Source organism: Amnibacterium kyonggiense, assembly GCF_004364555.1.
GTDB lineage: Bacteria > Actinomycetota > Actinomycetes > Actinomycetales > Microbacteriaceae > Amnibacterium > Amnibacterium kyonggiense.
Window position 1 is genome coordinate 278,351 of record NZ_SOAM01000003.1, and the last position, 22,077, is coordinate 300,427.

Here is a 22,077-nt window from a genome sequence, read left to right on the forward strand (position 1 = left end):
GACGATAGTGCGGTGCGCCGCGGAGCCCGCGCGCGGAGGCGGATCCGCTCGGACCCGTCGCAGTGGTCCGATCCGCGGACCGGCGCGCGCTCAGGCCGCGTCGTCCCAGGTGTCACGCGGCGGGCAGATCATCCGCGTCGGGCGGGACGGATCGGCGCTCCGATCGAGGGCGTGCAGAGCCATCGGGCCGCCGCAGATCGGGCAGCGCGGGTCGTCGGGCAGGCGGTAGGGCTCCTCCGGATGGCCCGCCCCGACCTGCGCCGGCCCCATGAACGGCAGGAGGTTCTTGTCCAGGCCCCGCGCGCCGCCGAAGAGCCGCTCCCGAAGAGATCGCCCACTCATGATTCGTATACTAACAGTTCGTGCGACTAGACTCGCGGCATGACCGACGATCCGCTCGCCCTCGACCGGCAGGTGTGCTTCGCGCTCGCGGCGACGAGCCGCAGCGTGATCGGCCTCTACCGGCCGGTGCTCGAGCCGCTCGGCCTGACGCATCCGCAGTACCTGGTGATGCTCGCGCTGTGGGAGCGCAGCCCGCGCACCGCCCGCGACATCGCCGACGCGCTGTACCTCGAGCCGCCCACGCTGTCTCCGCTGCTGAAGCGCCTGGAGGCCATCGGGTACCTCACCCGCGAGCGGAACCCCGAGAACGAGCGGGAGCTCCAGGTCGAGCTCACCGAGCGGGGCCGAGCCCTCCGGCGTCAGGCGGAGGAGGTGCCCGGTCGGATCGTCGAGCGCCTCGGCGTCCCCCTCGCGATGCTCGAGGAGACGCGGGACCGGCTCACGGACCTCCTGGCCGCCACCCGCCGCATCGACGGCGACCCGCGCGGCGACGACGCCGCGGCCTGAGCCGCGACGCGACGTCCAGGGTCGGGCGGGCAGGCTCGACGGGATCCCGGAAGGACCGCGCATGACCGACTCCCCCGCCTACTTCGCCCGCGAGAGCGGTGCCCGCTTCCGGCCGACGGCGCTCGTCGGCGGCGCGTGGAGCAGCGACGAGCAGCACATCGCGCCGGCGATCGGGCTGCTCGCGCACGCGATCGAGCGGGACCGGGACGCCCGGCGGGGCGACGACCTGCGCCTCACCCGCCTCAGCTGCGACATCCTCGGCGTGGTGGCGATCGAACCGGTCGACGTCCACGTCGAGGTGCTCCGCCCCGGGCGGACGATCGAGCTCGTCGAGGCGCGCCTCACCGCCGGCGCCCGCACGATCGTGGTCGCGCGGGCCTGGCTGGCGCAGCGAGCGGACACGGCAGCCATCGCCGGCTCCCCGTTCCCCCGCCTGCCGGAGCCGTCGGCGATGCCCGTCGAGGACCTTGCGACCGTGTGGCCGGGCGCGTTCGTCGGCTCGCTCTCGGCGCGGCGGCAGCAGGCGGAGCCCGGGCGCGCGGTCGCCTGGATGAGCACGCCGATCCCGCTGCTGCGGGACGAGCCGGTGAGCACGACCGCGGCCGTCCTCGGCCTCATCGACACGACGAACGGCACCAGTCCGCGCCTGCCGCCCGACCAGGTCGCGTTCCCGAACCTCGACCTCACCGCGCACCTGTTCCGCGAGCCCGTCGCCGGTCCCGTCGGCTACGACGTGAGCGTGTCGTTCGGTCCGGACGGCGCCGGGCTGACGCAGGCGGTCCTGCACGACGCGGAAGGCCCGTTCGGCACGTCCGCGCAGACGCTCACGCTCCGGCAGCGGTAGGAACGCGCCGCCGGGCGGCGTCGACCACGAGGCAGCCGAGCGCAGCGGCGAGAGCGGGGTCGCCTCAGATGGCGATCTGCCGGCAGCGCGGGCACCGGCTGACGATCTCGCCGGAGGGCAGCCCGACGGGCATCATCAACGTGCCGCAGGCCGGGCAGTGGCGGTCCTCGGGGTCGACACCCGCTCCATCGCCGTCGCTCACCTCGGCAGCATAGGCAAGCCGTGCAGTCGGGCCTTCAGGAGCTGCACGGATGCAGATCGCGTGCAGGTGGTGACATCCGCCTGCGAGGCCTCGGAGCGGAAGCGTCGTAGCCTCGCGGAGCCGACCGCTCGCCGCCGAGCCGACCAGGGCCGGCCGAGCCTGGAGAGGAACGGCACGATGGGTGCGTCAGCGGAGCCGGGGAACGGCGTCGTCGAACCGGCCGACCCGGAGGCGGCCGAGCCCGCCGAAGCCGAGCCCGCCGAGCAGGCCGACGAGCACGGTGCGGACGGGCCGGAGTCGCACGGCCGGGTCCGGGCCGGCGTCGTCGCCGCGGGTCTCGCCGCGCTCGGCGTCGTCTTCGGCGACATCGGCACGAGCCCGCTCTACGCCTTGAAGACGGTGTTCACCATCGACGGCGGCATCGTCAAGGCGGACGAGAGCGACGTCTACGGCGTCGTCTCCCTGATGTTCTGGAGCATCACGATCGTCGTGTCGCTGAAGTACGTCACGATCCTCATGCGCGCCGACAACGACGGCGAGGGCGGCGTCATGGCGCTCGCGGCCCTCGCGCAGCGCCTCTACAAGCACCGCGGCCGCTCGACCGCCGCGTTCATCCTCATCGGCATCGTCGGCGTCGCCCTCTTCTACGGCGACTCGATCATCACGCCCGCGGTCAGCGTCCTGTCCGCGGTGGAGGGACTGCAGGTCGCTGCCCCAGCCGTCGGGCACCTCACCGTGCCGATCGCGGCGGCGATCCTCGCCGGCCTGTTCTTCGTGCAGCGGTACGGCACCGGGAAGGTCGGCAACCTCTTCGGGCCGGTCATGGTGCTCTGGTTCGCCGTCATCGCGGTCGCGGGCGTCGCCCAGGTGGTGCCGCACCCGTCCGTGCTCCAGGGCCTCTCCCCCTCGTGGGCGGTCGTGTTCGTCGTGGCGCACCCGGGGATCGCGTTCGTCGCGATGGGCGCGGTCGTGCTCGTGATCACCGGGGCGGAGGCCCTCTACGCCGACATGGGCCACTTCGGCCGCTCCCCCATCCGTCGGGCGTGGTTCTTCGTCGTGTTCCCCGCGCTCACGCTGAACTACCTCGGGCAGGCGTCCCTGGTCCTCCACGACCCCAGCGCGCGGAGCAACCCGTTCATCCTCCTGTTCCCCGATCCGCTGCGGCTGCCCGTCGTCGTCCTCGCGACCGTCGCCACGATCATCGCGAGCCAGGCGGTGATTTCCGGCGCCTTCTCGCTGTCGCGGCAGGCGGTGCTGCTCGGGCTCCTGCCGCCGCTCACGATCCGGCAGACGTCGAAGGAGGAGAGCGGGCAGATCTACCTGCCCGTCGTGAACGGGATCCTGTTCATCGGCGTGCTCGCGATCATGCTGTCGTTCGGCTCGTCCGCGCGGCTCGCGACGGCGTACGGCGTCTCGGTCACCGGTGCACTCGTGGTCGACACGGTCCTGCTGCTCACGGTCGCGCCGCTGCTCTGGCACTGGCGGCCGTGGAAGATCGTCCTCGCCGCGATCGCGTTCGGCGGCCTCGAGCTGACCTTCCTCTCCGGCAACCTCTCGAAGATCGTCCATGGCGGCTGGGTGCCGCTCCTCATCGCGTTCGCCGTGATCTTCGTCATGACGACGTGGCGTCGGGGGCGGCAGCTCGTCTCCGACGACCGGCGGGAGAAGGAGGGGTCGCTGGCCGACTTCGTCGAGGAGGTGCGCTCGGACCACCTCGTCCGGGTGCCCGGCGTCGCCGTCTTCCCGCATCCGAACCGCGACACGGTCCCGCTCGCGCTCCGCGCGAACGTGGACCACAACCACGTGCTCCACGAGCGCGTGGTCATCGTGTCGATCGAGGTCATCGGGATGCCGACGGCACCCGAGCACAAGCGCTTCGCCCGCGACGAGCTCGGATACGGCGACGACGGGATCGAGCACCTCGCGATCCGGTTCGGGTTCTCGGAGACGCCGGACGTGCCCGCGGCCCTCCGCTCCGCCTGCGTGACCGACGTGCTCGACATGGACGCCGCGACGATGGACTCGGCCTCGTTCTTCGTCTCCCGCGGGGCGATCCGGCGCACCCGGCGGACGGGGATGGCGGGCTGGCGCAAGTCGTTCTTCGTCGGCCTCTCCCACAACGCGGCCAATCCCACGGCGCGGTTCCAGCTGCCCTCCGACCGCACGGTGACGATGGGCAGCGACGTCGACATCTGATGCTGTTCACGGATACGGAGATCCGGCGAGCCGGATCTCCGTATCCGTGAACAGGGCGACGACGCGTCAGACGTCGCTGATGTCGCTCAGGGGCAGGCCGAGCCAGCGTGCGAGATCGAGCACCTCCTGGCGGACCATCTCGCGCTCCTCCTCCTCGAACGGGAGGAACTCGTGGACGGCCTGCACGTGGAGCACGCCCTCCTTGCGGTCGGCCGTCGCCTCGAGCATCCCGACGAAGCGGTCGCGCATCAGGATCGGATGCGCGAACAGGCCGTACCGGCGCTCCGGTTTCGGCTTGAACTGCTCGAGGACGTACGCGAAGCCGAACACCGCCTCCAGCCGCGGCCGATCGAACAGCATGGCGTCGTAGGGGTTGAGGAACGCGACGCGGCCGCCCGGATCGTCGTCGAGCGCCGCGAGCGCCTCCGGGTCCACCCGCCAGGTCCCCTTGACGCCCTCGATCTGGACCGGCTCGCCGGCGTCCTGCACCGGCGTCCACCCCGAGTGCTTCGCGACGCCTGCGGCGCGGAGACGGCGCTCCGCGATGGCACGCCGCGCCTCCTCGAGCGTGAGGTCCGGCATCGCGGGGTGGACGCGCTCGGCCAGGTCCCACACCTTGCTGCGCCCTTCCCGGCGCACGACCGCGACCTCGCCGCGGAGCGAGAGCAGCTCGAGCATCCGCGGCACCTGGTTGTCGCTCCACCACCCGCTGTCGTTCGAGCGCGCGACCTTCGCGGTGTCCGGGATCGCGGAGGCGAGGAGGGGGCCTTCGGCGCGGAGCCGGGCCAGCACCTCCTTCCGAAACCTGGTGTTCGCCGCCAGCCACTCCTTCGCCCGCGGATGCTCCGCGTGGCTCCGGAGGTGCACGAGGAGCGCCGGCAGCGCCGAGACGGGGTGGAACGCGCCGTCGAGCTCGACGAGCTGGCGGTCCCGCTCGACCGCCTTCCGCAGGTGGGCGGGGTCGTACGCCTCCCCGATCCGCGTCCAGAGCATCGTCTGCTCGCAGGGCGCGATCACGGCGGTCGGGTCGATCTTGATCCACCCGACCTGCTCCGCGACCTCGACCGGATCGGCGGGCCGCTCCGCGTCGAGCAGCTGCGCGCGCACGGCGATGCGCCGCGCGTCGTCGCGCGAGAGCCGGTGCGGCGTCATGCCGGGAGCGTAGGACCACCGTCCGACGCCCGTCGAGACGCGGCAGCGCCCGCCGGCCGGGGCCGACGGGCGCTGCTGCGGGGGGCGTCCCTACGCGGGCTGCTGCTCGCGGTGCGGGAGCTTCCAGCCCGGCCGCACGAAGTGGCAGGTGTACCCGTGGGGGTGCTTCTCCAGGTAGTCCTGGTGCTCCTCCTCGGCCTGCCAGAACGCGCCGGCGGGCTCGACCTCCGTGACGACCTTCCCGGGCCAGAGGCCGGAGGCGTCGACGTCGGCGATGGTGTCGAGCGCGACCTGCTTCTGCTGCTCGGAGGTGAAGAAGATCGCCGAGCGGTAGCTGCGGCCGATGTCGTTCCCCTGCCGGTTCCTCGTCGACGGGTCGTGGATCTGGAAGAAGAACTCGAGGATCTCCCGGTACGAGATCACCTCGGGGTCGAAGACGACCTCGACGGCCTCGGCGTGGTCGCCGTGGCGACGGTAGGTCGCGTTCGGCGTCGACTCGTCACCGGAGTAGCCGACGCGGGTGGAGACGATGCCCGGACGGCGCCGCAGCAGCTGCTGCGCGCCCCAGAAGCATCCGCCGGCGAGGATCGCGGTCTCGGTCGCCATGGTCAGGACTCCTTGCTGTTCGTGTTCGACTCGATCAGGGCGCGGTACTCGCCGTACCCCTGGGCCTCCAGCTCGCTCTCCGGGACGAACCGGAGCGCGGCGGAGTTGATGCAGTAGCGCAGGCCGCCCTCGGCGACCGGGCCGTCGTCGAAGACGTGGCCGAGATGGCTGTCCGCGCCGCCGGAGCGGACCTCGATGCGGAGCATGCCGAACTGCCGGTCCTGCTTCTCGACGATGCCGGATCCCGGGACGGGCCGGGTGAAGCTCGGCCAGCCGCAGCCGCTGTCGTACTTGTCGGCGGACGCGAAGAGCGGCTCGCCGGAGACGACGTCGACGTAGAGGCCCTTGTCGTGGTTGTTCCAGTACTGGTTGCGGAACGCGGGCTCGGTGGCCGCCTCCTGGGTCACGGCGTACTGGTTCGGGGTCAGCTTCGCGACCGCCTCGGCGGTCTTCCCGTACTTCGTGCTGGTGGTCATCGGCAGCTCCTCGACTCGTCGGGCCGCCGGCTGCGGCCCACGGTGATCACAACACCCGAGCGGGCCGGTCAGTTCCCCGATCCGAGGAAGTCCCGGACGGCTGCGAGGACCTCGTCGTACGCCTCCCGGTGCACGTTGTGCCCGGCGCCGGGGAAGCGGAGGAGGGCCGTCCCGGGGTGCAGCGCCGCGAACGCGGCGGCGGTCGAGGGCGTCACGATCGCGCCGCGGTCGGGGTCGCCGGTGACGAGGAGGACGGGCGCCTCGATCCGCTCGGCCGTCGCCCGCCAGTCGCCGCCGATGATCGGTTCGTCGAGCACCTGGTCGTCGAACTGCAGCTTCGACTCCACCCAGCCGGGCAGCTCGGCGGCGTCCCAGTCGGGGTTCGACGCCCGCGCGAGCCGGATGCGGTCGGCCGGCGCCGCCGCGCGCACCTCGGCGAGCATCCGGCCGATGCCGCCGCGCACCTCCTCGAGGGAGGGGCCGTCGTCGCCGTCCTCGCTGAACGGCGGGTCCTCGAGCACCACGCGGGAGACGAGCTCGGGATGCGCGGCGGCGAGCGCCGCCGCGGTCGCCGCACCCATCGAGTGCCCCCAGACCGCGACGGGCCCGTCGGCCGTCGCGCGGAGCACCGCGGCGGCGTCCTCGACCTGGTCCTCGACGCCGAAGCCCTGGCCGATCCGGGAGGACCGGCCGTGCCCGCGCGCGTCGGCCGCGACGACGGCGAAGCCGTCGGCGAGGTCCGCGGCGACGCGGCTCCAGCAGGCGCCGCTGTCCGTGACCCCGTGCAGCAGCAGGAGCGGCTCGCCGCTCCCCGTCCGCCGCACGCGCAGCTCCACGGATCCGGCACGGACGGTGGTCTCCTCCATGGGCTCCTCCTCGAGCGGTTCGACGACCATCTTCGTGCCGGACGCGCGGGCGGATCAGGCCGGAGCGAGCCGCAGCGGCCCCCGGCGCCCCACGACCCAGACGGTGAGCGCGAAGCCGCTGAGCACGGCCGCACCGACGGTGACCGCCGTCCAGCCGCCCGCCGCCCACAGCAGCGACGTGACACCGGACCCGATCGCCCCGCAGACGAAGTTGTTCGTCACGAACGCGGTGTTGAGCCGGCTGCGCGCGGCGGGGTCGACCTGGAACATCCGCGTCTGCACGGTGATGTTGTGGGCCTGCACCGCGACGTCGAGGAGCAGCACGGCGACGACCAGCACCACCACCGACCGGGCGCCGAGCCCAGCGACGACGAAGGCGACGAGCACGACGGACCAGGCGACGCCGATCGTCGGGAGGCCGAGCCCGCGGTCCTGCAGCCGGCCGGCGCGCTGCGCCGCGATCGCCCCGGCGAGGCCGACGAGGCCGAACAGGCCGATCGTCTCGACCGGGAAGGAGAACGGCGGTGCGCTGAGGAGGAACGTCAGCGCCGTCCAGAACATCGTGAAGACCGCGAAGGAGGTGCCGCCGAGGACGAGGCTCCAGCGCACCGTCCGCTCCCGCCGCACGATGGCGAAGACGGAGCCGATCAGCCGCGGATACGGGAGGCGGTCGCGGGGCGGGAGGTCCGGGATCACGCGGGAGAGCAGCACGGCGAGCACGAGCGCGACGACCGCCGCGACGACGTAGATCGCCCGCCAGCCGGCGACCGCGGCGACGAGGCCGCTGACGGTGCGGGACAGCAGGATGCCGATGAGGATGCCCGACACGACCGTCCCGACGACGCGACCCCGGTCGTGGTCGCTCGCGAGGTCGCCGGCGAGCGGGACGAGGATCTGACCCGAGACCGTCGTGAGCCCGACGAGCGCGAGCGTCGCGAGCAGCACGGGGAAGGTGGGCGCGAGCGCGCTCGCGGCCAGCGCGACGGCCGAGCACACCAGAGCGACGGGGACGAGGCGCCGTCGCGGCAGGAGGTCGCCGAGCGGCACGAACAGCAGCACCCCGACCGCGTAGCCCAGCTGCGTCGCCGTCACGAGCCACCCGGCGGCCGCGGTCCCCGTCCTCAGGTCGCGGGCGATGAAGTCGAGCAGCGGCTGCGCCCAGTAGAGGTTGCCGACGGCGGCTCCGGAGGCGATCGCGAACAGGAGTGCGCGCGCCCGGGTCATGAGGGGTCGATCCTCCCGCAGGCCGCCCGGACGGCTCCTGCGCCCGCGACCTCAGTCCTCCGGGGGCGCGTGCCGGGCCGCGTGGCGGACGAGCACCGCGATCCCGATCGCGATGATCACGGCACCGACGATCGACACCGCGACCCAGATCGTCTCGGCCAGGCCGTCCGTGACCGCGAGCTGCGCGATGACCCCGACGAAGAGCACGAGCACGCCGCCGAGCAGGAGGGCGACGCCGGAGCGGGAGGGGCGACCGAGCACCCCGGAACGCTAGTTCCGATCCTCGGGCCGGCCGACCACGGGGAGGAGGCCCGTCTCGACGGCCACGCGGCGGCGGTGGAGGTTCCGCTGCTCCGGCAGCGACAGGTCGAACACGACCGCCAGCAGCCGGACGACCGCGGTGACGACGACGCCGACGACGGCCGCGACCGGCAGCTGCACCCCGACGGCGTGCAGGACCGCGAGGACGGCGGAGCCGCCCGCGGCCGCGACGGCGTAGAGCGAGCCGACGTGCATCACGGCGACGGGCAGGCCCATGATCACGTCGCGGAGGACGCCTCCGCCGACGGCGGCGAGCACACCGACGAACACGGACGGGACCGCGGGCAGACCGAAGGCGAGCGCCTTGCTCGTGCCGAACGCGCCGAACATCCCGATGACGACGGCGTCGAGCCCGACGATCAGCCCGTTCAGGCGCTGCAGCAGAGGCGCGAGCAGCATGCCCGCGAGCGCCGACACCGTGGCGGTGATCAGGTACCAGTCGCTCTGCAGCGTCGCCGGCGTGAGGCCGAGCAGCAGGTCGCGGATGAGGCCACCGCCCATGCCGATGAGGATGCCGATGGCGGCGACGCCGAGGAGGTCGAGGCGCCGCTGGCCGCGGAAGTTCGACGCGAAGAGCGCCCCCTGCACGCCGCCGAGGGCGACGGCCGTCAGATCGGCCCACAGCGGGATGACGAATCCGGGTTGCACCCCGGCATGGTGCCCGATCCGCGACCGGGATCGGCGCCGCCGGTCAGGCGCGCTGCAGCCGCGACGCGATGAGCCGCGCGGTCGCCTCCGGGTCGACGCCGTGGTCGTGCGACTCGGGCACGACGACGAGCTCGGCGGCCGGCATCGCGGCGGCGAGGCGCTCGACCGCGCCGACGAGGAACGGGAAGGTGGGGTCACCCCGCAGGATCGTGGTGGGGACGGCGGTGCCGGTCATCGCGGCGGTCGGGGTGTCGAGCTCCGCCGCGAGCACCGCGTCGTAGACCACGGACTGGGCGAGCGGGACGAGGCCCGCGAACATCGGGCTGCTCCGGATCTGCTGCACGACCGGCTCCGGGAGCCCGACCGCCTCCCGCTGGAACAGCGTCACCGCGTCCTCGGGCCGACCGTCGTCGACGGCCGCCTGCAGCCGCGCGGGCAGGTCCGGCGCGGCGGAGTCGACCCCGAAGTGGAACGGCGGCTCGGAGAGGAAGAGGTGCGAGAAGGGGACGCCCTCCCCCGCCGCGAGCAGCGCGAGCACGGCCCCGGACGAGTGCCCGAGGACCGCCGCGCGGCCCCCGACCGCCTCGACCATTGCGGCGAGGTCCTCCGCCTCGCGGGCCGGCGCGTACGGCGGGGTGTCCCCGCTCGCGGCGCGGGCCCGCCGATCGATCGCGACGCCCTGCAGGCCGAGCGCGGCGAGCGCGCCGGCCAGCGGAAGGCCGGCGTCCGAGGTCGAGAACGCGCCGCCGACCACGAGCACGGGCTCGCCCTCCCCCACCCGCGTGAACGCGATCCGGGTGCCGTCGGCGGACTCCACGTGCTCCATGCCGCCATCCGAGCACCTGGCCGCGCGGAATGGAAGCCGTCGCTCGCCCGAACGGCGTCCGCCACGCCGCACTGCACGGAGGACGGGGACGATCTTCGCTTCCGCTCAGCGGACGGCGTTCGCCCACGGCGAACGCTCCGGGTGTGGCGCTGGGCCCCGCCGAGGGCCGGGCGACCGTAAGCCATGGCCGAGCCCCGCACCACCTCGAACGTCGTCTCCGGCAGCCCCGTGCCGCTCGACGCCGTGTGCCGTCGCTGCCGCCGGGAGGGCGTCTTCAGCGTCGCGCTGTTCGTGCTCACGATGGACGGACCCCGCCAGGTCGGGGAACGGATCTTCTGCGTCTGCGAGACGCGTCCCACCGCGAAGGCGACGATCACGAACGGCGACGCGAAGCGGACGGGCGAGACCTGCGACCGCTGCAACCGCGTCAGCATGTACGAGGTGCCGTTCTTCGCGATGACGCCCGCGGGCGTCTCGCCGCACTCCACCCGGGTCATCTGCCGGGAGTGCGACACGCGCCCCAAGCGCTGACGCCCTCCTCGCGGATCCGCACCGCTCGCGCGACACGCCGGGTTCCGGGCGGGACTCCACGGCCTGTCGCGGAGGTTCTGCGGAACCGCGACGGATCTGCGGATCCGGGAGCCCGACCGTCCTAGGCTCCACTGCCATGCCGGCCAGATTCGTGGTGGTCCCGCAGTGGCAGGGATCGTCGTCCAGTCGGGCGATGCGCCTGATCGACGGAGCGGAGGCGATCCGCGGCGACCTGCCGTCCTCCGCCACCACGACCGTCGAGGTGCCGCTCGGCGCCGGTGACGCCGTCGGCACGGGCGTGCACCGCTACTCCGCCGTCGCGACGGTCCGCGAGCGCCTGCGGGACGCGCTCGCCGCCGTGCCGGAGGGCGACCTGCCCGTCGTCGTCGGCGGCGATTGCGGGGTCGAGCTGGCCGCCGTCGAGCGGGCGGCCGAGTCCGCCGCGGCCCGCGGGGCGCGGCTCGGGCTCGTCTGGTTCGACGCGCACCCCGACCTGAACACCCCGGACTCGAGCCCGAGCGGCGCGTTCTGCGGGATGGTCCTCCGCGCGCTGCTCGGCGAGGGGGCGGACGGGCTGACCGCGTCCACCCCGGTCGACCCGCGCCGGGTCGTGCTCGCGGGCACCCGGAACATGGACGACCAGGAGGCGGAGTTCGTCGCCGCGAGCGGCATCGCCGTCGTCGCGGCCGACGCGGTGGCCGAGGGGCTCGGCGCCGCCGTCGACGCGCTCGACGTGGACGAGGTGTACCTCCACGTCGACCTCGACGTGCTCGACCCGGGCGAGTTCGACGGGGTCACCGATCCGCAGCCCTTCGGCGCCTCCGTCGCGGCGGTCACCGCGGGCATCGCCGCCGCCTCCGCGGGGCGGCGCGTCATCGGCGCAGGGCTGACGATGTTCGCGCCCGCCTCGCCGGACGACGTCGTCGCGGACCAGGGCACGATCCTCCGCGTGGTGAGCGCCCTCACGGCGTCGACGCGCACCCCGCGCTGAGCACCGGGGCGGGAGCCGCCCAGCACTCCTCCCGGCGGTTCCGGTTACCGTGCCGGTGACGTCGGCACGCGGGGCCGCCGTCGCTGCTGCGCGCATCGGAGGGAAGACCATGGCGGAGACCTACGACCTGATCGTCATCGGGGCGGGCGCGGTCGGCGAGAACGTCGCCGACTACGCGCACAAGGAGGGGCTCTCGACGGTGCTCGTGGAGAACGAGCTCGTCGGCGGCGAGTGCTCCTACTGGGCCTGCATGCCCTCGAAGGCGCTGCTGCGGCCCGGCACGGCGCTGCGGGCCGCGCAGCACGTCGCCGGGGCCGAGCAGGCGGTGACCGGCTCGATCGACCCCGCCGCCGTGCTCGCGCGGCGCACCACGACGGTCTCGAACTACGACGACGGCGGCCAGGTCGCGTGGATGCGGTCCGCCGGCATCGACCTCGTGCGCGGCACCGCACGGCTCGACGGCCCGAAGCGGGTCGTCGTGACGGCGCTGGACGGCACGGAGACGGTGCTGGAAGCCCGCGCGGCGGTCGCCGTGTCGACCGGCAGCTCCGCGCTCATCCCGCCGATCGAGGGGCTCGCCGAGGCGGAGCCGTGGACGTCCCGCGAGGCGACGTCGGCGACCGAGATCCCGCCGCGGCTGATCGTCCTCGGCGGCGGCGTGGTCGGCGCCGAGATGGCGACGGCGTACACCTCCCTCGGCTCGAAGGTCACGATGGTGGTCCGCGGCGGCCTCCTGGGCGGGATGGAGCCGTTCGCGGGCGAGATGGTCGCGAAGGCGCTCACCGAGGCGGGCGCGGACGTCCGCCTGAACGCCTCCATCACGAAGGTCGCCCGGGAGGGCGGCGTCGTGACCGCGACGCTCGACGACGGCTCGACGATCGCGGCGGAGCAGATCCTCGTCGCGACCGGTCGCACGCCGAACACGCAGGGGCTCGGCCTCGCATCGGTCGGCCTGCAGGACGGCGACTGGCTGTCCGTCGACGACACCCTGCTCGTCGACGCCCCGACGAACGCCGACGACCCCTGGCTGTACGCCACGGGCGACGTGAACCGCCGGGCGCTGCTGACGCACGAGGGCAAGTACCAGGCGCGCGCCGCGGGCCGCGTGATCGCGGCGCGGTTCAAGGACGAGTCGCCGGACACGGGCCGGTGGACGCGCTACACGGCGACCGCGGACCACGCGGCCGTGCCGCAGGTCACGTTCACGGATCCGGAGGTCGCCTCGGTCGGCCTGACGGAGGACGCCGCCCGCAAGGCGGGCACGAAGGTCCGCGTGGCGGAGTACGACATGGCCGCGCTCGCCGGCGCCAGCGTCTACGACGACGCCTACGTCGGGCGGGCGAAGCTCGTGATCGACGACGAGCGCGACGTGCCGATCGGCGCGACGTTCGCCGGCTACGACGTCGGCGAGATGCTGCACGCCGCGACGATCGCGATCGTCGGTGAGGTGCCGATCCAGCGGCTCTGGCACGCCGTGCCGTCCTACCCGACGCTGAGCGAGATCTGGCTCCGCCTGCTCGAGACCGACGGCCGCGCGTGAGCGTCCGGCTGGGCGCCCCGGGCCGGATGGAGGGCCGCGTCGTCGTCGTGACCGGAGCGAGCTCCGGGATCGGCCGGGCCGCCGCGCGCGAGCTCGCGCTCCTCGGCGCCGAGGTCGCCGTCGTCGGCCGCAACCGCGAGCGGACGCACGCCGTCGCCGCGGAGACCGGCGGGCGCGCGTTCCTCGCCGACTTCGACCGCCTCGCGTCCGTCCGGGAGCTCGGCGCCGCCCTCCTCGACGCCTACCCGCGCATCCACGTCCTTGCGAACAACGCGGGCGGCATGGCCCCGCGCGGCACCACGGGCGACGGCTTCGGGATCACGTTCCAGCGCAACCACCTGGCCGGGTTCCTGCTCACCGACCTCCTGCGCGACCGGCTGCTCGCGACGGCGGCCGAGGAGCCGGGGACGGTGCGGGTGATCCAGACCTCGAGCGCCGCGAACACGTCGGGGAAGGTCCGCCTCGACGACCTCGACGAGCTGCGCGGGCCGTGGCTCGGCGGCTGGCGCGCGTACGGCACGGCGAAGCTCGAGAACGTCCTGTTCACGCGGGAGCTCGCGCGGCGGACCGTTGAAACCGGCATCGGCACCTGGTCCTTCCACCCGGGCTTCGTCGCGACGGGGTTCGGCGGCTCGAACCCGCTGATCGGTCTCGCGAAGCGGGCCGCGCTGTCGCCAGAGCAGGGCGCCCAGCCGCTCGTCCGGCTCGCGGCCTCCCCGGCCGTGCCGGCGCCGTCCGGCAACCACTTCAGCCGGCTCGCCGCGCCCGGATCGGTGGCGCGGCAGGCCGACGACGCCGGCCTCGCCCGGGCCCTGTGGGAGGCGAGCGCCGCGCGCGTCGGCGGCTGAGGCCGCGGTCCGCGCGCGGATTGCGGGTTCCCGGCGGACACCCGATAGGTTCACCGCCGTGGTGCTGGCCGTGCTCGGTGGCGGCCTGCTCGTCCTGGGCCTGGTCGCGGTGGCGACCGGACTCCTGCCGGTCGCGGACGCCGTCGCGCTCGGCGATCGGATCGCGCCGGTGCTCGGGTTCGTGGTCGCCATCACGATCGTCGCCGCGATCGCCGCGGAGGCCGGCCTCTTCGACCGGCTGGCCGCGCTGGCGGCGCGGCTCGCCCGCGGGCGCGGCTCGGTGCTCTGGGTCCTCGTCGTCGTCGTGGCGGTCGCCTCGACGGTGTTCCTGTCGCTCGACACCACCGCGGTGCTGCTGACGCCGGTCGTCGTCACGCTCGCGCGGCGGGTCGGGCTCTCCCCGATCCCCTTCGCGATGACGACCGTGTGGCTCGCGAACACGGGCTCGCTGCTGCTGCCCGTGTCGAACCTGACGAACCTCCTCGCCGAGTCGGACCCGTCGTTCGGCAGCGCCTACGTCGCCCGCTCGTGGCTGCCCGCGACGGTCGCGATCCTCGTGCCGGTCGCGATCCTCGCCGTGATCTCCCGGCACGCCCTCGCGCACCGGTACGAGCCGCCCGCGCCGGAGCCGATCGGCGACCGCCCCCTCTTCGTCGTCGCCGCGGTCGTGGTCGGGCTGCTCGTCCCGGCGCTGGCGATCGGCGACCCGGTCCTCCACGTGCCCGTCTGGATCCCCGCGACCGTCGGCGCGCTCGTCCTCGTCGTCGTCGCCGCGGTCCGGCGCCCGCGGGCGCTGTCCCTGCACCTGCTGCCGGTACCGCTCGTCCTCTTCGTGTGCGGGTTGTTCCTGGCCGTCACCGCGCTCGGCCGCCTCGGGCTGACGGAGGTGCTCGCCGCCGCGGCCGGCACCGGCACCGGGCCGCTCGACCTCCTCCGCCTCGCCGGGGTGGGCACCGTCACCGCGAACCTCGCCGACAACCTGCCGGCCTACCTGGCGCTCGAGCCAGTCGCGGGGAACGAGCAGCGCCTGCTCGCCCTGCTCATCGCGGTGAACGCGGGGCCGCTCATCACGCCGTGGGCGTCACTGGCGACCCTGCTGTGGCACGGCCGACTGACCGCGCAGGACGTCCACATCTCCTGGACCCGGTTCGCCCTCCTGGGCCTGATCGCGGCGCCGCTGACGGTCGGCCTGAGCACGCTGGCGCTCACGCTCCTCTGACGCCGCCCTCCTGCAACGCGGACTTGCCACTTCTCGGCCTCGACACGCCGGCGCCCGGGCCGAGAAGTGGCAAGGCCGCGCCTCGAGCCGAGCCCGTGGTCACCAGAAGCGCGGCGGATGCCGGCGCGACCACCCGAGTCGGCGCTCGAGCTGACGGCCGATCGCGAGCAGCGCGCGCTCCCCGCCCGGCCGGCCGATCAGCTGCACGCCCGCGGGGCGCCCGTCCCCCGGCGCACCGACCGGCAGCGTGATCGCCGGCAGCCCGGCCACGTTGACGAACGACGTGAACGGCGCGGCCTGCACCTGCCGGTCGAACACGGCGTCGGCGCCGTCCCCGCCCTCGTGGTGCCAGCCGATCGGGCGGGGCGGCAGCGCGACCGTCGGGCTCAGCACCGCGTCGAACGGCGCGAACGTCGCGATGGTCCGCCGCTCGAACGCCGCGGCCGCGACCACCGCGGCGACGACGCGCTCGGCGGGGAGGGCGCGGCCGCGCTCGACGATCTCCCGCGTGTAGGGCTCGAGCAGCGCGAGCTCCTCCGGGGTCCGCGCGGGGACGGTCGCCGCGCCCGCCTGCCAGAGCACGCGGAACAGGTCCGGGTAGTCCTCCCCCGGCAGGCGGACGGGCTCCAGGCCGTGGCCGAGCCCGTCGAGCTCGCCGACGGTCCGCGCCACCGCGGCCGTCACCTCGTCGTCCACTGTCACGGCGACCGCGTCGTCCCAGACCGAGCCCTCGAGCACCCCGATCGCGAACCGCCCCTCACCGCGGACCGCGTCGCCGAGGAACGGCTCGTCGTCGCCGGGCACCGTCGCGTAGCCGGCGGACCGCGCACGGCCCTCGGGGCGCACGAGCGCGTCGAGCAGCATCGCCGCGTCGGCAACCGTGCGGGCGATCGGGCCTGCGGTGACGAGCCCCGCGAAGCCGCCCTGGCCGCCCTGTGCCGGCACCCGGCCACGGGAGGGCTTCAGCCCGACGAGGCCGCACCACGCGGCGGGGATCCGGATCGACCCACCGCCGTCGGACGCGACCGCGAAGGGCGCGAGCCCGGCCGCGACCGCGGCCGCCGCGCCGCCGCTCGAGCCGCCGGCGCCCGTGCTCGGGTCCCACGGGTTCCGCGCGGGCGGCCGCCCGGCCGGCTCGGTGAAGCCCGTGAGGCCGAACTCCGGCGCGGTCGTCGCCCCGAGCACCACTGCGCCCGTCGCGTCCGTCGCCCGCACGACCTCGTCGGAGGCCTCGACGACCCGGCCCGCGAACAACCGGGAGGCGCCCGAGACCGTGCCGGCGCGGCGGACGAGCTCCTTCTCCGCGATCGGCACGCCGGCCAGCGGCGCCGGTCCCTGCCCCGCCGCGTCGACCTCCGCCGCCCGAGCGAGGGCGCGGTCGGCGTCGATGCGCGCGTAGGCGCCGAGCTCGTCGTTCCAGCGCTCGATGCGGGCGAGGTAGTACTCGGTCAGCTCCGTCGACGTCGTGTCGCCGCGGCGGATCCAGTCCCACTGCTCCTGCGCGGTCAGCTGGTGCGGCTCGAAGGCCATCCCGGTCCCCGTCCTACTTGATCGTCCGCTGCATCATCACGGTGCCGATCCAGCGGTCGAACTTGAACGCGACCTTGCCCATCCGGCCCGTCTCCTTGAAGCCGAGCGACCGGTGGAGGGCGATGGAGGACTCCGCGCCCCCGTCGGCGATCACCGCGAGCAGCTGCTTCAGCCCCGCCTGCTTCCCCGCGTCGATGAGCGCGGTGAGCAGCGCCTTCCCGAGCCCCTTCCCGGTCGAGGCGGGGCGGAGGTAGATCGACTCCTCCGCCGTGAACCGGTACGAGCGCTTCTGGATCCACGGCTCGGCGAGCGCGTAGCCGAGCACCTGCCCGGTCGGGGACACGGCGACGAGGAACGGCAGCCCGAGCTTCGTCAGGTACGCGAACTTCGACCGCCAGGTCCGCAGGGTGCGGGTCTCGGTGTCGAGCGTGACCATCGTGTTCGTCACGTAGTGGTTGTAGATCTGCCGCACGTCGGGCAGGTCCTTCGCGGTCGCGGGCCGGATCTCGTACGCGAACACCGGCTCCGGCGGGTCCAGCCGGCGGAGGTGGAACGGCTTGGCCAGCCTGCGCGGCTCGTACTCCTCTTCCAGCACGCGTTCATCTTTCAGGAGTTCCGGTCGACCGCGCTCCCGACGGACCGAACGCTCAGGCCGGGAGGGTCCAGTCGATGCCGTCGCCGCCCTGCTCGCGCAGCAGCGCGTCGGCGCGGCTGAACGGGCGGGAGCCGAAGAAGCCCCGCGACGCGGAGAGCGGACTCGGATGGGCGGACTCGATGCGCGGCACGTCGCCGAGCAGCGGCGCGAGGTCCTGCGCGTGCCGGCCCCAGAGGATCGCGACGAGCGGGCCGCCGCGTGCGGCGAGCGTCCGGATCGCGTGCTCCGTCACCCGCTCCCAGCCCTTGCCGCGGTGGGAGGCGGGCTCGCCGGGCCGCACCGTGAGCACCCGGTTGAGCAGCAGGACGCCGCGCTCCGTCCACGCCGTCAGGTCCCCGTGCGGCACGGGTGCGACGCCGAGGTCGCTCTGCAGCTCCTTGTAGATGTTCGTCAGGCTGCGCGGGATCGGCCGCACGTGCGGGTCGACGGCGAAGCTGAGGCCGATCGGGTGCCCCGGGGTCGGGTACGGGTCCTGGCCGACGACGAGCACCCGCACGGCGGGCAGCGGCGTCCGGAACGCGCGGAGGACGTGGTCCGCCGCCGGCAGGTACGAGCGCCCCGCGGCGACCTCGTCGCGCAGGAAGTCGCCCATCGCGTGGACGTCCGCCTCCACGGGCGCGAGCGCTTCCGCCCAGGTCGGGTCGATGAGCCCGTCGCCGGCGAGCGCCGTGAGGGACCGGGGCCCCGTCACCGCGCGGCCTCCCGACGGACGCGGGAGTCGCCGTCGACGCGGTGGACGCCCACGTCAGTGCGCCGCGCCGCCGCCGACGACGGGCGGCTCCGCCGACCACGGGAACACGATCCAGCGGTCCGTGTCGCGCCACGACCAGTCCGGCGCGAACACGGTCTGCGGCTTCGTGTAGAAGCACGCGCTGCGGACGTCCGCGCCCATCTTCGTGAGGATCTCGACCGCGAGCCGCAGCGTCAGCCCGGACTGGGAGACGTCGTCGGCGAGCAGCACCCGCTTGCCCGCGAGCGACGTGCCGTCGAGGTGCGGCGGGAGGAGCAGCGGCTCCGGCAGCGTCTCGTCGACGCCCGTGTAGAGCTCGACGTTGATGGAGCCGCAGCTCTTCACCCCGAGCGCGTAGGCGAGCGCGCCGCCGACGAGCAGGCCGCCGCGGGCGATCGCGATGACGACCTCCGGCACGAAGCCGTCGTCGGCGATCCGCTGCGCGAGCTCGCGCGTGGCCGTGCCGACCTCGCCCCAGGGCAGGACCTCGCGCGCCTCGGCCGGGGCCGGATCGTCGTGGAGGGGTGCGGCGGTGGAGTCGGCCGCGCTCACTCCCGCCCCTCCGGCGCCGCAGCGGCCCGCTCGGCGCGCTGGCGCGCGACCTCGAGCAGCTCGAGGTCGATGCGGGCGTGCTCCCGCGCGATCTCGTCGGCGTCGTCGGCCCGGCCCTCCACGATGGCGGCCACGAGCAGCTCGTGCTCGCGCAGCCCGCGGTCCTCGGCCGCGAGCATGCCGTCCGGCTCGCCCCACACGTGGAGGGGCGCCCCGATGGAGATCTCCTGTTCGAGCGTCAGCAGCATGGACTTCAGTGTGCCGTTCTTCGCCGCGTCCGAGATGGCGAGGTGCAGGGAGGCGTCCGCGATCTGCTTCCCGCGCCCGCTCGCGGCGTCCCGGTACTCATCGAGCCGGCGCTGCAGCAGCGCGACGTCGTCGTCGCTCCGACTCTCCGCCGCGGCGCGGGCGATCGCGCCGTGCAGGCGGCGCATCGCCTCCAGCCGGTCCTGGATGTCGCTCCAGCGGCTCTGCAGGGTCCGCGCGACGGCCGCGTGCGAGTCCGGCGTCCACTGGACCCGGACGAACGAGCCGCCGCCGCGGCCGCGCTGGGTCTCGATCAGGCCGCGCTCGTGCAGCACCGCGAGCGCCGCGCGCACGCTGGTGCGGCCGACGTGCAGCAGGCCCGCCAGGTCCCGCTCCGCGGGCAGGCGGGAGCCTGGCAGGAACTCACCGGTCGCGATGGCCGTGATGAGGCGATCGGAGATCTGCGCCACCAGCGGGGTCGACTCCTTCGGCACCGCCGTCCTCCTTCTACGTAGTGGCGCCGCAGCGCCGTCGGAACATGGTAGGGGTAATGGAAAGGTTTGGATGACTCCATTTCCGAGGACCGATCAGGCGGCACGGGGCGAGTGTTCATGTGCAGCGCGGATGGTTGTGCCGTGCCTGGAACCGCGACCGCCCCGAGCCTCCCGACCGACGACCAGCTCGCGCTGATCGACCGCTACTGGCGGGCGGCGAACTACCTCGCCGTCGGCCAGATCTACCTGCTCGACAACCCGCTGCTCGAGGAGCCGCTCGCCCCGGAGCACGTCAAGCCCCGCCTGCTCGGGCACTGGGGCACGACCCCCGGCCTGAACTTCGTCTACGCCCACTGCAACCGGGCGATCCGGGAGCGCGACCTCGACGCGATCTTCCTCGCGGGGCCCGGGCACGGCGGCCCCGCCGTCGTCGCGAACACCTACCTCGAGGGCACGTACAGCGAGACGTACCCGCACATCGGGCAGAACGGCGAGGGGCTCCGGCGCCTCTTCCGCCAGTTCTCCTTCCCCGGCGGCATCCCGAGCCACGCGGCTCCCGAGACGCCCGGGTCGATCAACGAGGGCGGCGAGCTCGGCTACTCGCTCATGCACGCGACGGGCGCGGTGTTCGACGACCCCGACCTCGTCGCCTTCTGCACGATCGGCGACGGGGAGGCGGAGACCGGGCCGCTCGCGACGAGCTGGCACGCGCCGGCGTTCCTCGACCCCGTGCGGGACGGCGCCGTGCTGCCGATCCTGCACCTGAACGGCTACAAGATCGCGAACCCGACGGTGCTCGCGCGACTGCCCCGCGAGCAGCTCCGCTCGCTCATCCGCGGCTGGGGCTGGGAGCCGTTCGAGGTCGAGGTCACCGACTCCGACGACCGGATGCCCGCGCACCGCGCGTTCGCGGAGGTGCTCGACGCGGTGCTCGACCGGATCGCGGAGATCCAGACCGCGGCGCGGAACGGCACGGCCGCGAAGGGCGAGCCGCCGCTCTGGCCGATGATCGTGCTGCGCTCCCCCAAGGGCTGGACCGGACCGAAGGTCGTCGACGGCCAGCAGGTCGAGGGGACGTTCCGGGCCCACCAGGTCCCGCTGTCCGAGGTGCGCACGAACCCCGAGCACCTCGCCCAGCTCGAGACGTGGATGCGGAGCTACCGAACGGAGGAGCTCTTCGACGCGGACGGGGTCCTGCTCCCCGAGCTCGCGGCGCTCGCCCCCGAGGGCGAACGGCGGATGGGCGCGAACCCGGTGACGAACGGCGGGCTGCTGCTCAAGGCGCTCGAGCTGCCCGACTTCCGCGACTACGCGGTGCGGGTCGACGCGCCCGGCTCCGGGCAGACCTCGGCGACGACGGTGCTCGGCGACTGGCTGCGCGACGTGATGCACCTGAACCCGACCCGCTTCCGGCTCTTCGGGCCGGACGAGACGGCCTCCAACCGCCTCCAGGCAGTGTTCGGCGCGACCGACCGCGCCTGGCAGGAGCCGATCCTCGACACCGACGACCACCTCGCGCCCGACGGCCGCGTCATGGAGGTGCTGTCCGAGCACCTGCTGCAGGGGTGGCTCGAGGGCTACCTGCTCACCGGCCGCCACGGGATGCTGACCACCTACGAGGCGTTCGCGCACATCATCGACTCGATGGTGAACCAGCACGCGAAGTGGCTCCACGACATCAACCGGATCCCGTGGCGGCGCGACATCGCGAGCCTGAACTACCTGATCTCCAGTCACGTCTGGCGGCAGGACCACAACGGCTCGAGCCATCAGGACCCCGGCTTCATCGACCACGTCGTGAACAAGAAGGCGGAGCTCGCGCGCGTCTACCTGCCGCCGGACGCGAACTGCCTCCTGTCCGTCGCGGACCACGCGCTGCGCAGCCGGCAGTACATCAACGTGATCGTGGCGGGGAAGCAGCCGCAGCTCGACTACCTCACGATGGACGAGGCCGTCGCCCACTGCACCCGGGGGCTCGGCATCTGGAGCTGGGCGTCGAGCACGGACGGCGAGCCGGACGTCGTGCTCGCCGCGGCCGGGGAGATCCCGACGATGGAGACCCTCGCGGCCGCCGACCTCCTCCGGCAGCACCTCCCCGACCTGCAGGTGCGGGTCGTGAACGTGGTCGACCTGATGCGCCTCCAGTCGCCGGACGAGCATCCGCACGGCCTCGACGACACCGAGTTCGACGCGGTCTTCACGAGCGACAAGCCGGTGGTCTTCGCCTTCCACGGCTACCCGACGCTCGTCCACCGGCTCACGTACAAGCGGGCGAACCACGGGCAGTTCCACGTCCACGGCTACATCGAGGAGGGCACCACCACGACGCCGTTCGACATGGTGATGATGAACCGGCTCGACCGCTTCTCGCTGGCGATGGACGTGATCGACCGCGTGCCGGCGCTCGGCTCGTCGCAGGCGGCGCTGCGGCAGCGGTTCGCCGACGCGCGCATCGCCGCCCGGGCGTACACGCGGGAGCACGGCGAGGACGACCCGGCCATCGCGAACTGGACATGGCCCCGCTCCTGAGC

Annotated in this window: 24 protein-coding genes; 9 read left to right on the top strand and 15 right to left on the bottom strand. The window is 73.9% G+C overall.

Going from position 1 to position 22,077, the window contains the following annotated elements; all coding sequences use genetic code 11:
• Nucleotides 1-90 precede the first annotated feature (90 nt).
• Nucleotides 91-342 carry a hypothetical protein gene (locus CLV52_RS14510; RefSeq protein WP_133767078.1) on the bottom strand — a complete coding sequence of 84 codons (252 nt, stop codon included), beginning with the start codon at nucleotides 340-342 and terminating at the stop codon, nucleotides 91-93.
• A gap of 39 nt (nucleotides 343-381) precedes the next feature.
• On the opposite strand from CLV52_RS14510, the gene CLV52_RS14515 reads away from it, so the two are divergent.
• Together CLV52_RS14515 and CLV52_RS14520 are read left to right on the top strand one after the other, a co-directional pair.
• Complete coding sequence (locus CLV52_RS14515; protein ID WP_133767079.1) at nucleotides 382-849, top strand: MarR family winged helix-turn-helix transcriptional regulator; 468 nt, start codon at nucleotides 382-384, stop codon at nucleotides 847-849.
• A gap of 61 nt (nucleotides 850-910) precedes the next feature.
• The gene (locus tag CLV52_RS14520; RefSeq protein ID WP_133767080.1) at nucleotides 911-1,693 is read left to right on the top strand and encodes a thioesterase family protein; all 783 of its coding nucleotides are present in this window, start codon (nucleotides 911-913) and stop codon (nucleotides 1,691-1,693) included.
• 64 nt (nucleotides 1,694-1,757) lie between these two features.
• On the opposite strand, the gene CLV52_RS18490 is transcribed toward CLV52_RS14520, so the two are convergent.
• A complete protein-coding gene (locus CLV52_RS18490; protein ID WP_162850866.1) occupies nucleotides 1,758-1,895 on the bottom strand; it encodes a hypothetical protein in 138 nt (45 codons plus the stop codon).
• Nucleotides 1,896-2,072: 177 nt separating this feature from the next.
• Between CLV52_RS18490 and CLV52_RS14525 the strand changes: the two genes are divergently transcribed.
• A complete protein-coding gene (locus CLV52_RS14525; protein WP_133767081.1) occupies nucleotides 2,073-4,091 on the top strand; it encodes a potassium transporter Kup in 2,019 nt (672 codons plus the stop codon).
• 66 nt (nucleotides 4,092-4,157) lie between these two features.
• On the opposite strand, the gene CLV52_RS14530 is transcribed toward CLV52_RS14525, so the two are convergent.
• The 8 genes from CLV52_RS14530 to CLV52_RS14565 form a co-directional block, all read right to left on the bottom strand.
• Nucleotides 4,158-5,243 (bottom strand): DNA glycosylase AlkZ-like family protein, encoded by a 1,086-nt coding sequence (locus CLV52_RS14530; RefSeq protein WP_133767082.1) that lies wholly within the window; start codon nucleotides 5,241-5,243, stop codon nucleotides 4,158-4,160.
• Between the two features lie 90 nt (nucleotides 5,244-5,333).
• On the bottom strand, nucleotides 5,334-5,849 hold the full coding sequence (gene msrA / locus CLV52_RS14535; protein ID WP_133767083.1) for a peptide-methionine (S)-S-oxide reductase MsrA: 516 nt from the start codon (nucleotides 5,847-5,849) through the stop codon (nucleotides 5,334-5,336).
• Between the two features lie 2 nt (nucleotides 5,850-5,851).
• Nucleotides 5,852-6,325 (bottom strand): peptide-methionine (R)-S-oxide reductase MsrB, encoded by a 474-nt coding sequence (gene msrB / locus CLV52_RS14540; RefSeq protein ID WP_133767084.1) that lies wholly within the window; start codon nucleotides 6,323-6,325, stop codon nucleotides 5,852-5,854.
• Between the two features lie 68 nt (nucleotides 6,326-6,393).
• On the bottom strand, nucleotides 6,394-7,191 hold the full coding sequence (locus tag CLV52_RS14545) for an alpha/beta fold hydrolase (RefSeq protein WP_162850867.1): 798 nt from the start codon (nucleotides 7,189-7,191) through the stop codon (nucleotides 6,394-6,396).
• Nucleotides 7,192-7,245: 54 nt separating this feature from the next.
• On the bottom strand, nucleotides 7,246-8,415 hold the full coding sequence (locus CLV52_RS14550) for an MFS transporter (RefSeq protein ID WP_133767086.1): 1,170 nt from the start codon (nucleotides 8,413-8,415) through the stop codon (nucleotides 7,246-7,248).
• Nucleotides 8,416-8,466: 51 nt separating this feature from the next.
• The gene (locus tag CLV52_RS14555) at nucleotides 8,467-8,676 is read right to left on the bottom strand and encodes a hypothetical protein (RefSeq protein ID WP_133767087.1); all 210 of its coding nucleotides are present in this window, start codon (nucleotides 8,674-8,676) and stop codon (nucleotides 8,467-8,469) included.
• A 9-nt stretch (nucleotides 8,677-8,685) separates the two neighbouring features.
• A complete protein-coding gene (locus CLV52_RS14560; RefSeq protein WP_133767088.1) occupies nucleotides 8,686-9,384 on the bottom strand; it encodes a trimeric intracellular cation channel family protein in 699 nt (232 codons plus the stop codon).
• 43 nt (nucleotides 9,385-9,427) lie between these two features.
• The gene (locus tag CLV52_RS14565) at nucleotides 9,428-10,210 is read right to left on the bottom strand and encodes an alpha/beta fold hydrolase (RefSeq protein WP_133767089.1); all 783 of its coding nucleotides are present in this window, start codon (nucleotides 10,208-10,210) and stop codon (nucleotides 9,428-9,430) included.
• Between the two features lie 183 nt (nucleotides 10,211-10,393).
• On the opposite strand from CLV52_RS14565, the gene CLV52_RS14570 reads away from it, so the two are divergent.
• The 5 genes from CLV52_RS14570 (at nucleotide 10,394) to CLV52_RS14590 (ending at nucleotide 15,339) form a co-directional block, all read left to right on the top strand.
• Nucleotides 10,394-10,741: a hypothetical protein gene (locus CLV52_RS14570; protein WP_133767090.1), complete on the top strand. Its 348-nt coding sequence runs from the start codon at nucleotides 10,394-10,396 to the stop codon at nucleotides 10,739-10,741.
• A 136-nt stretch (nucleotides 10,742-10,877) separates the two neighbouring features.
• Nucleotides 10,878-11,732, top strand: coding sequence for an arginase family protein (locus CLV52_RS14575; protein WP_133767091.1), 855 nt, complete (start codon nucleotides 10,878-10,880; stop codon nucleotides 11,730-11,732).
• A 109-nt stretch (nucleotides 11,733-11,841) separates the two neighbouring features.
• A complete protein-coding gene (locus tag CLV52_RS14580; RefSeq protein WP_133767092.1) occupies nucleotides 11,842-13,272 on the top strand; it encodes a dihydrolipoyl dehydrogenase family protein in 1,431 nt (476 codons plus the stop codon).
• Nucleotides 13,269-14,120: an SDR family NAD(P)-dependent oxidoreductase gene (locus CLV52_RS14585; protein ID WP_342773152.1), complete on the top strand. Its 852-nt coding sequence runs from the start codon at nucleotides 13,269-13,271 to the stop codon at nucleotides 14,118-14,120. The genes CLV52_RS14580 and CLV52_RS14585 overlap by 4 nt, the downstream gene beginning before the upstream one ends.
• Nucleotides 14,121-14,178: 58 nt before the next feature.
• Nucleotides 14,179-15,339, top strand: coding sequence for an SLC13 family permease (locus CLV52_RS14590; RefSeq protein WP_133767093.1), 1,161 nt, complete (start codon nucleotides 14,179-14,181; stop codon nucleotides 15,337-15,339).
• Between the two features lie 99 nt (nucleotides 15,340-15,438).
• Here the strand turns inward: CLV52_RS14590 and CLV52_RS14595 are convergent, their stop codons facing one another.
• Genes CLV52_RS14595 through CLV52_RS14615 form a run of 5 tightly spaced genes read right to left on the bottom strand, consistent with a single transcriptional unit; the run spans nucleotide 15,439 to nucleotide 19,546 of the window.
• Nucleotides 15,439-16,869: an amidase gene (locus CLV52_RS14595; protein WP_133767094.1), complete on the bottom strand. Its 1,431-nt coding sequence runs from the start codon at nucleotides 16,867-16,869 to the stop codon at nucleotides 15,439-15,441.
• 13 nt (nucleotides 16,870-16,882) lie between these two features.
• On the bottom strand, nucleotides 16,883-17,464 hold the full coding sequence (locus tag CLV52_RS14600) for a GNAT family N-acetyltransferase (protein WP_133767095.1): 582 nt from the start codon (nucleotides 17,462-17,464) through the stop codon (nucleotides 16,883-16,885).
• A 52-nt stretch (nucleotides 17,465-17,516) separates the two neighbouring features.
• Nucleotides 17,517-18,215, bottom strand: coding sequence for a uracil-DNA glycosylase (locus CLV52_RS14605; RefSeq protein ID WP_162850868.1), 699 nt, complete (start codon nucleotides 18,213-18,215; stop codon nucleotides 17,517-17,519).
• Nucleotides 18,216-18,269: 54 nt separating this feature from the next.
• Nucleotides 18,270-18,806, bottom strand: coding sequence for a phosphoribosyltransferase (locus CLV52_RS14610; protein WP_133767096.1), 537 nt, complete (start codon nucleotides 18,804-18,806; stop codon nucleotides 18,270-18,272).
• The gene (locus CLV52_RS14615; protein WP_133767097.1) at nucleotides 18,803-19,546 is read right to left on the bottom strand and encodes a FadR/GntR family transcriptional regulator; all 744 of its coding nucleotides are present in this window, start codon (nucleotides 19,544-19,546) and stop codon (nucleotides 18,803-18,805) included. Before CLV52_RS14615 ends, CLV52_RS14610 begins: the two co-directional genes overlap by 4 nt.
• 117 nt (nucleotides 19,547-19,663) lie before the next feature.
• Between CLV52_RS14615 and CLV52_RS14620 the strand changes: the two genes are divergently transcribed.
• On the top strand, nucleotides 19,664-22,075 hold the full coding sequence (locus CLV52_RS14620) for a phosphoketolase family protein (RefSeq protein ID WP_133767098.1): 2,412 nt from the start codon (nucleotides 19,664-19,666) through the stop codon (nucleotides 22,073-22,075).
• Nucleotides 22,076-22,077 lie beyond the last annotated feature (2 nt).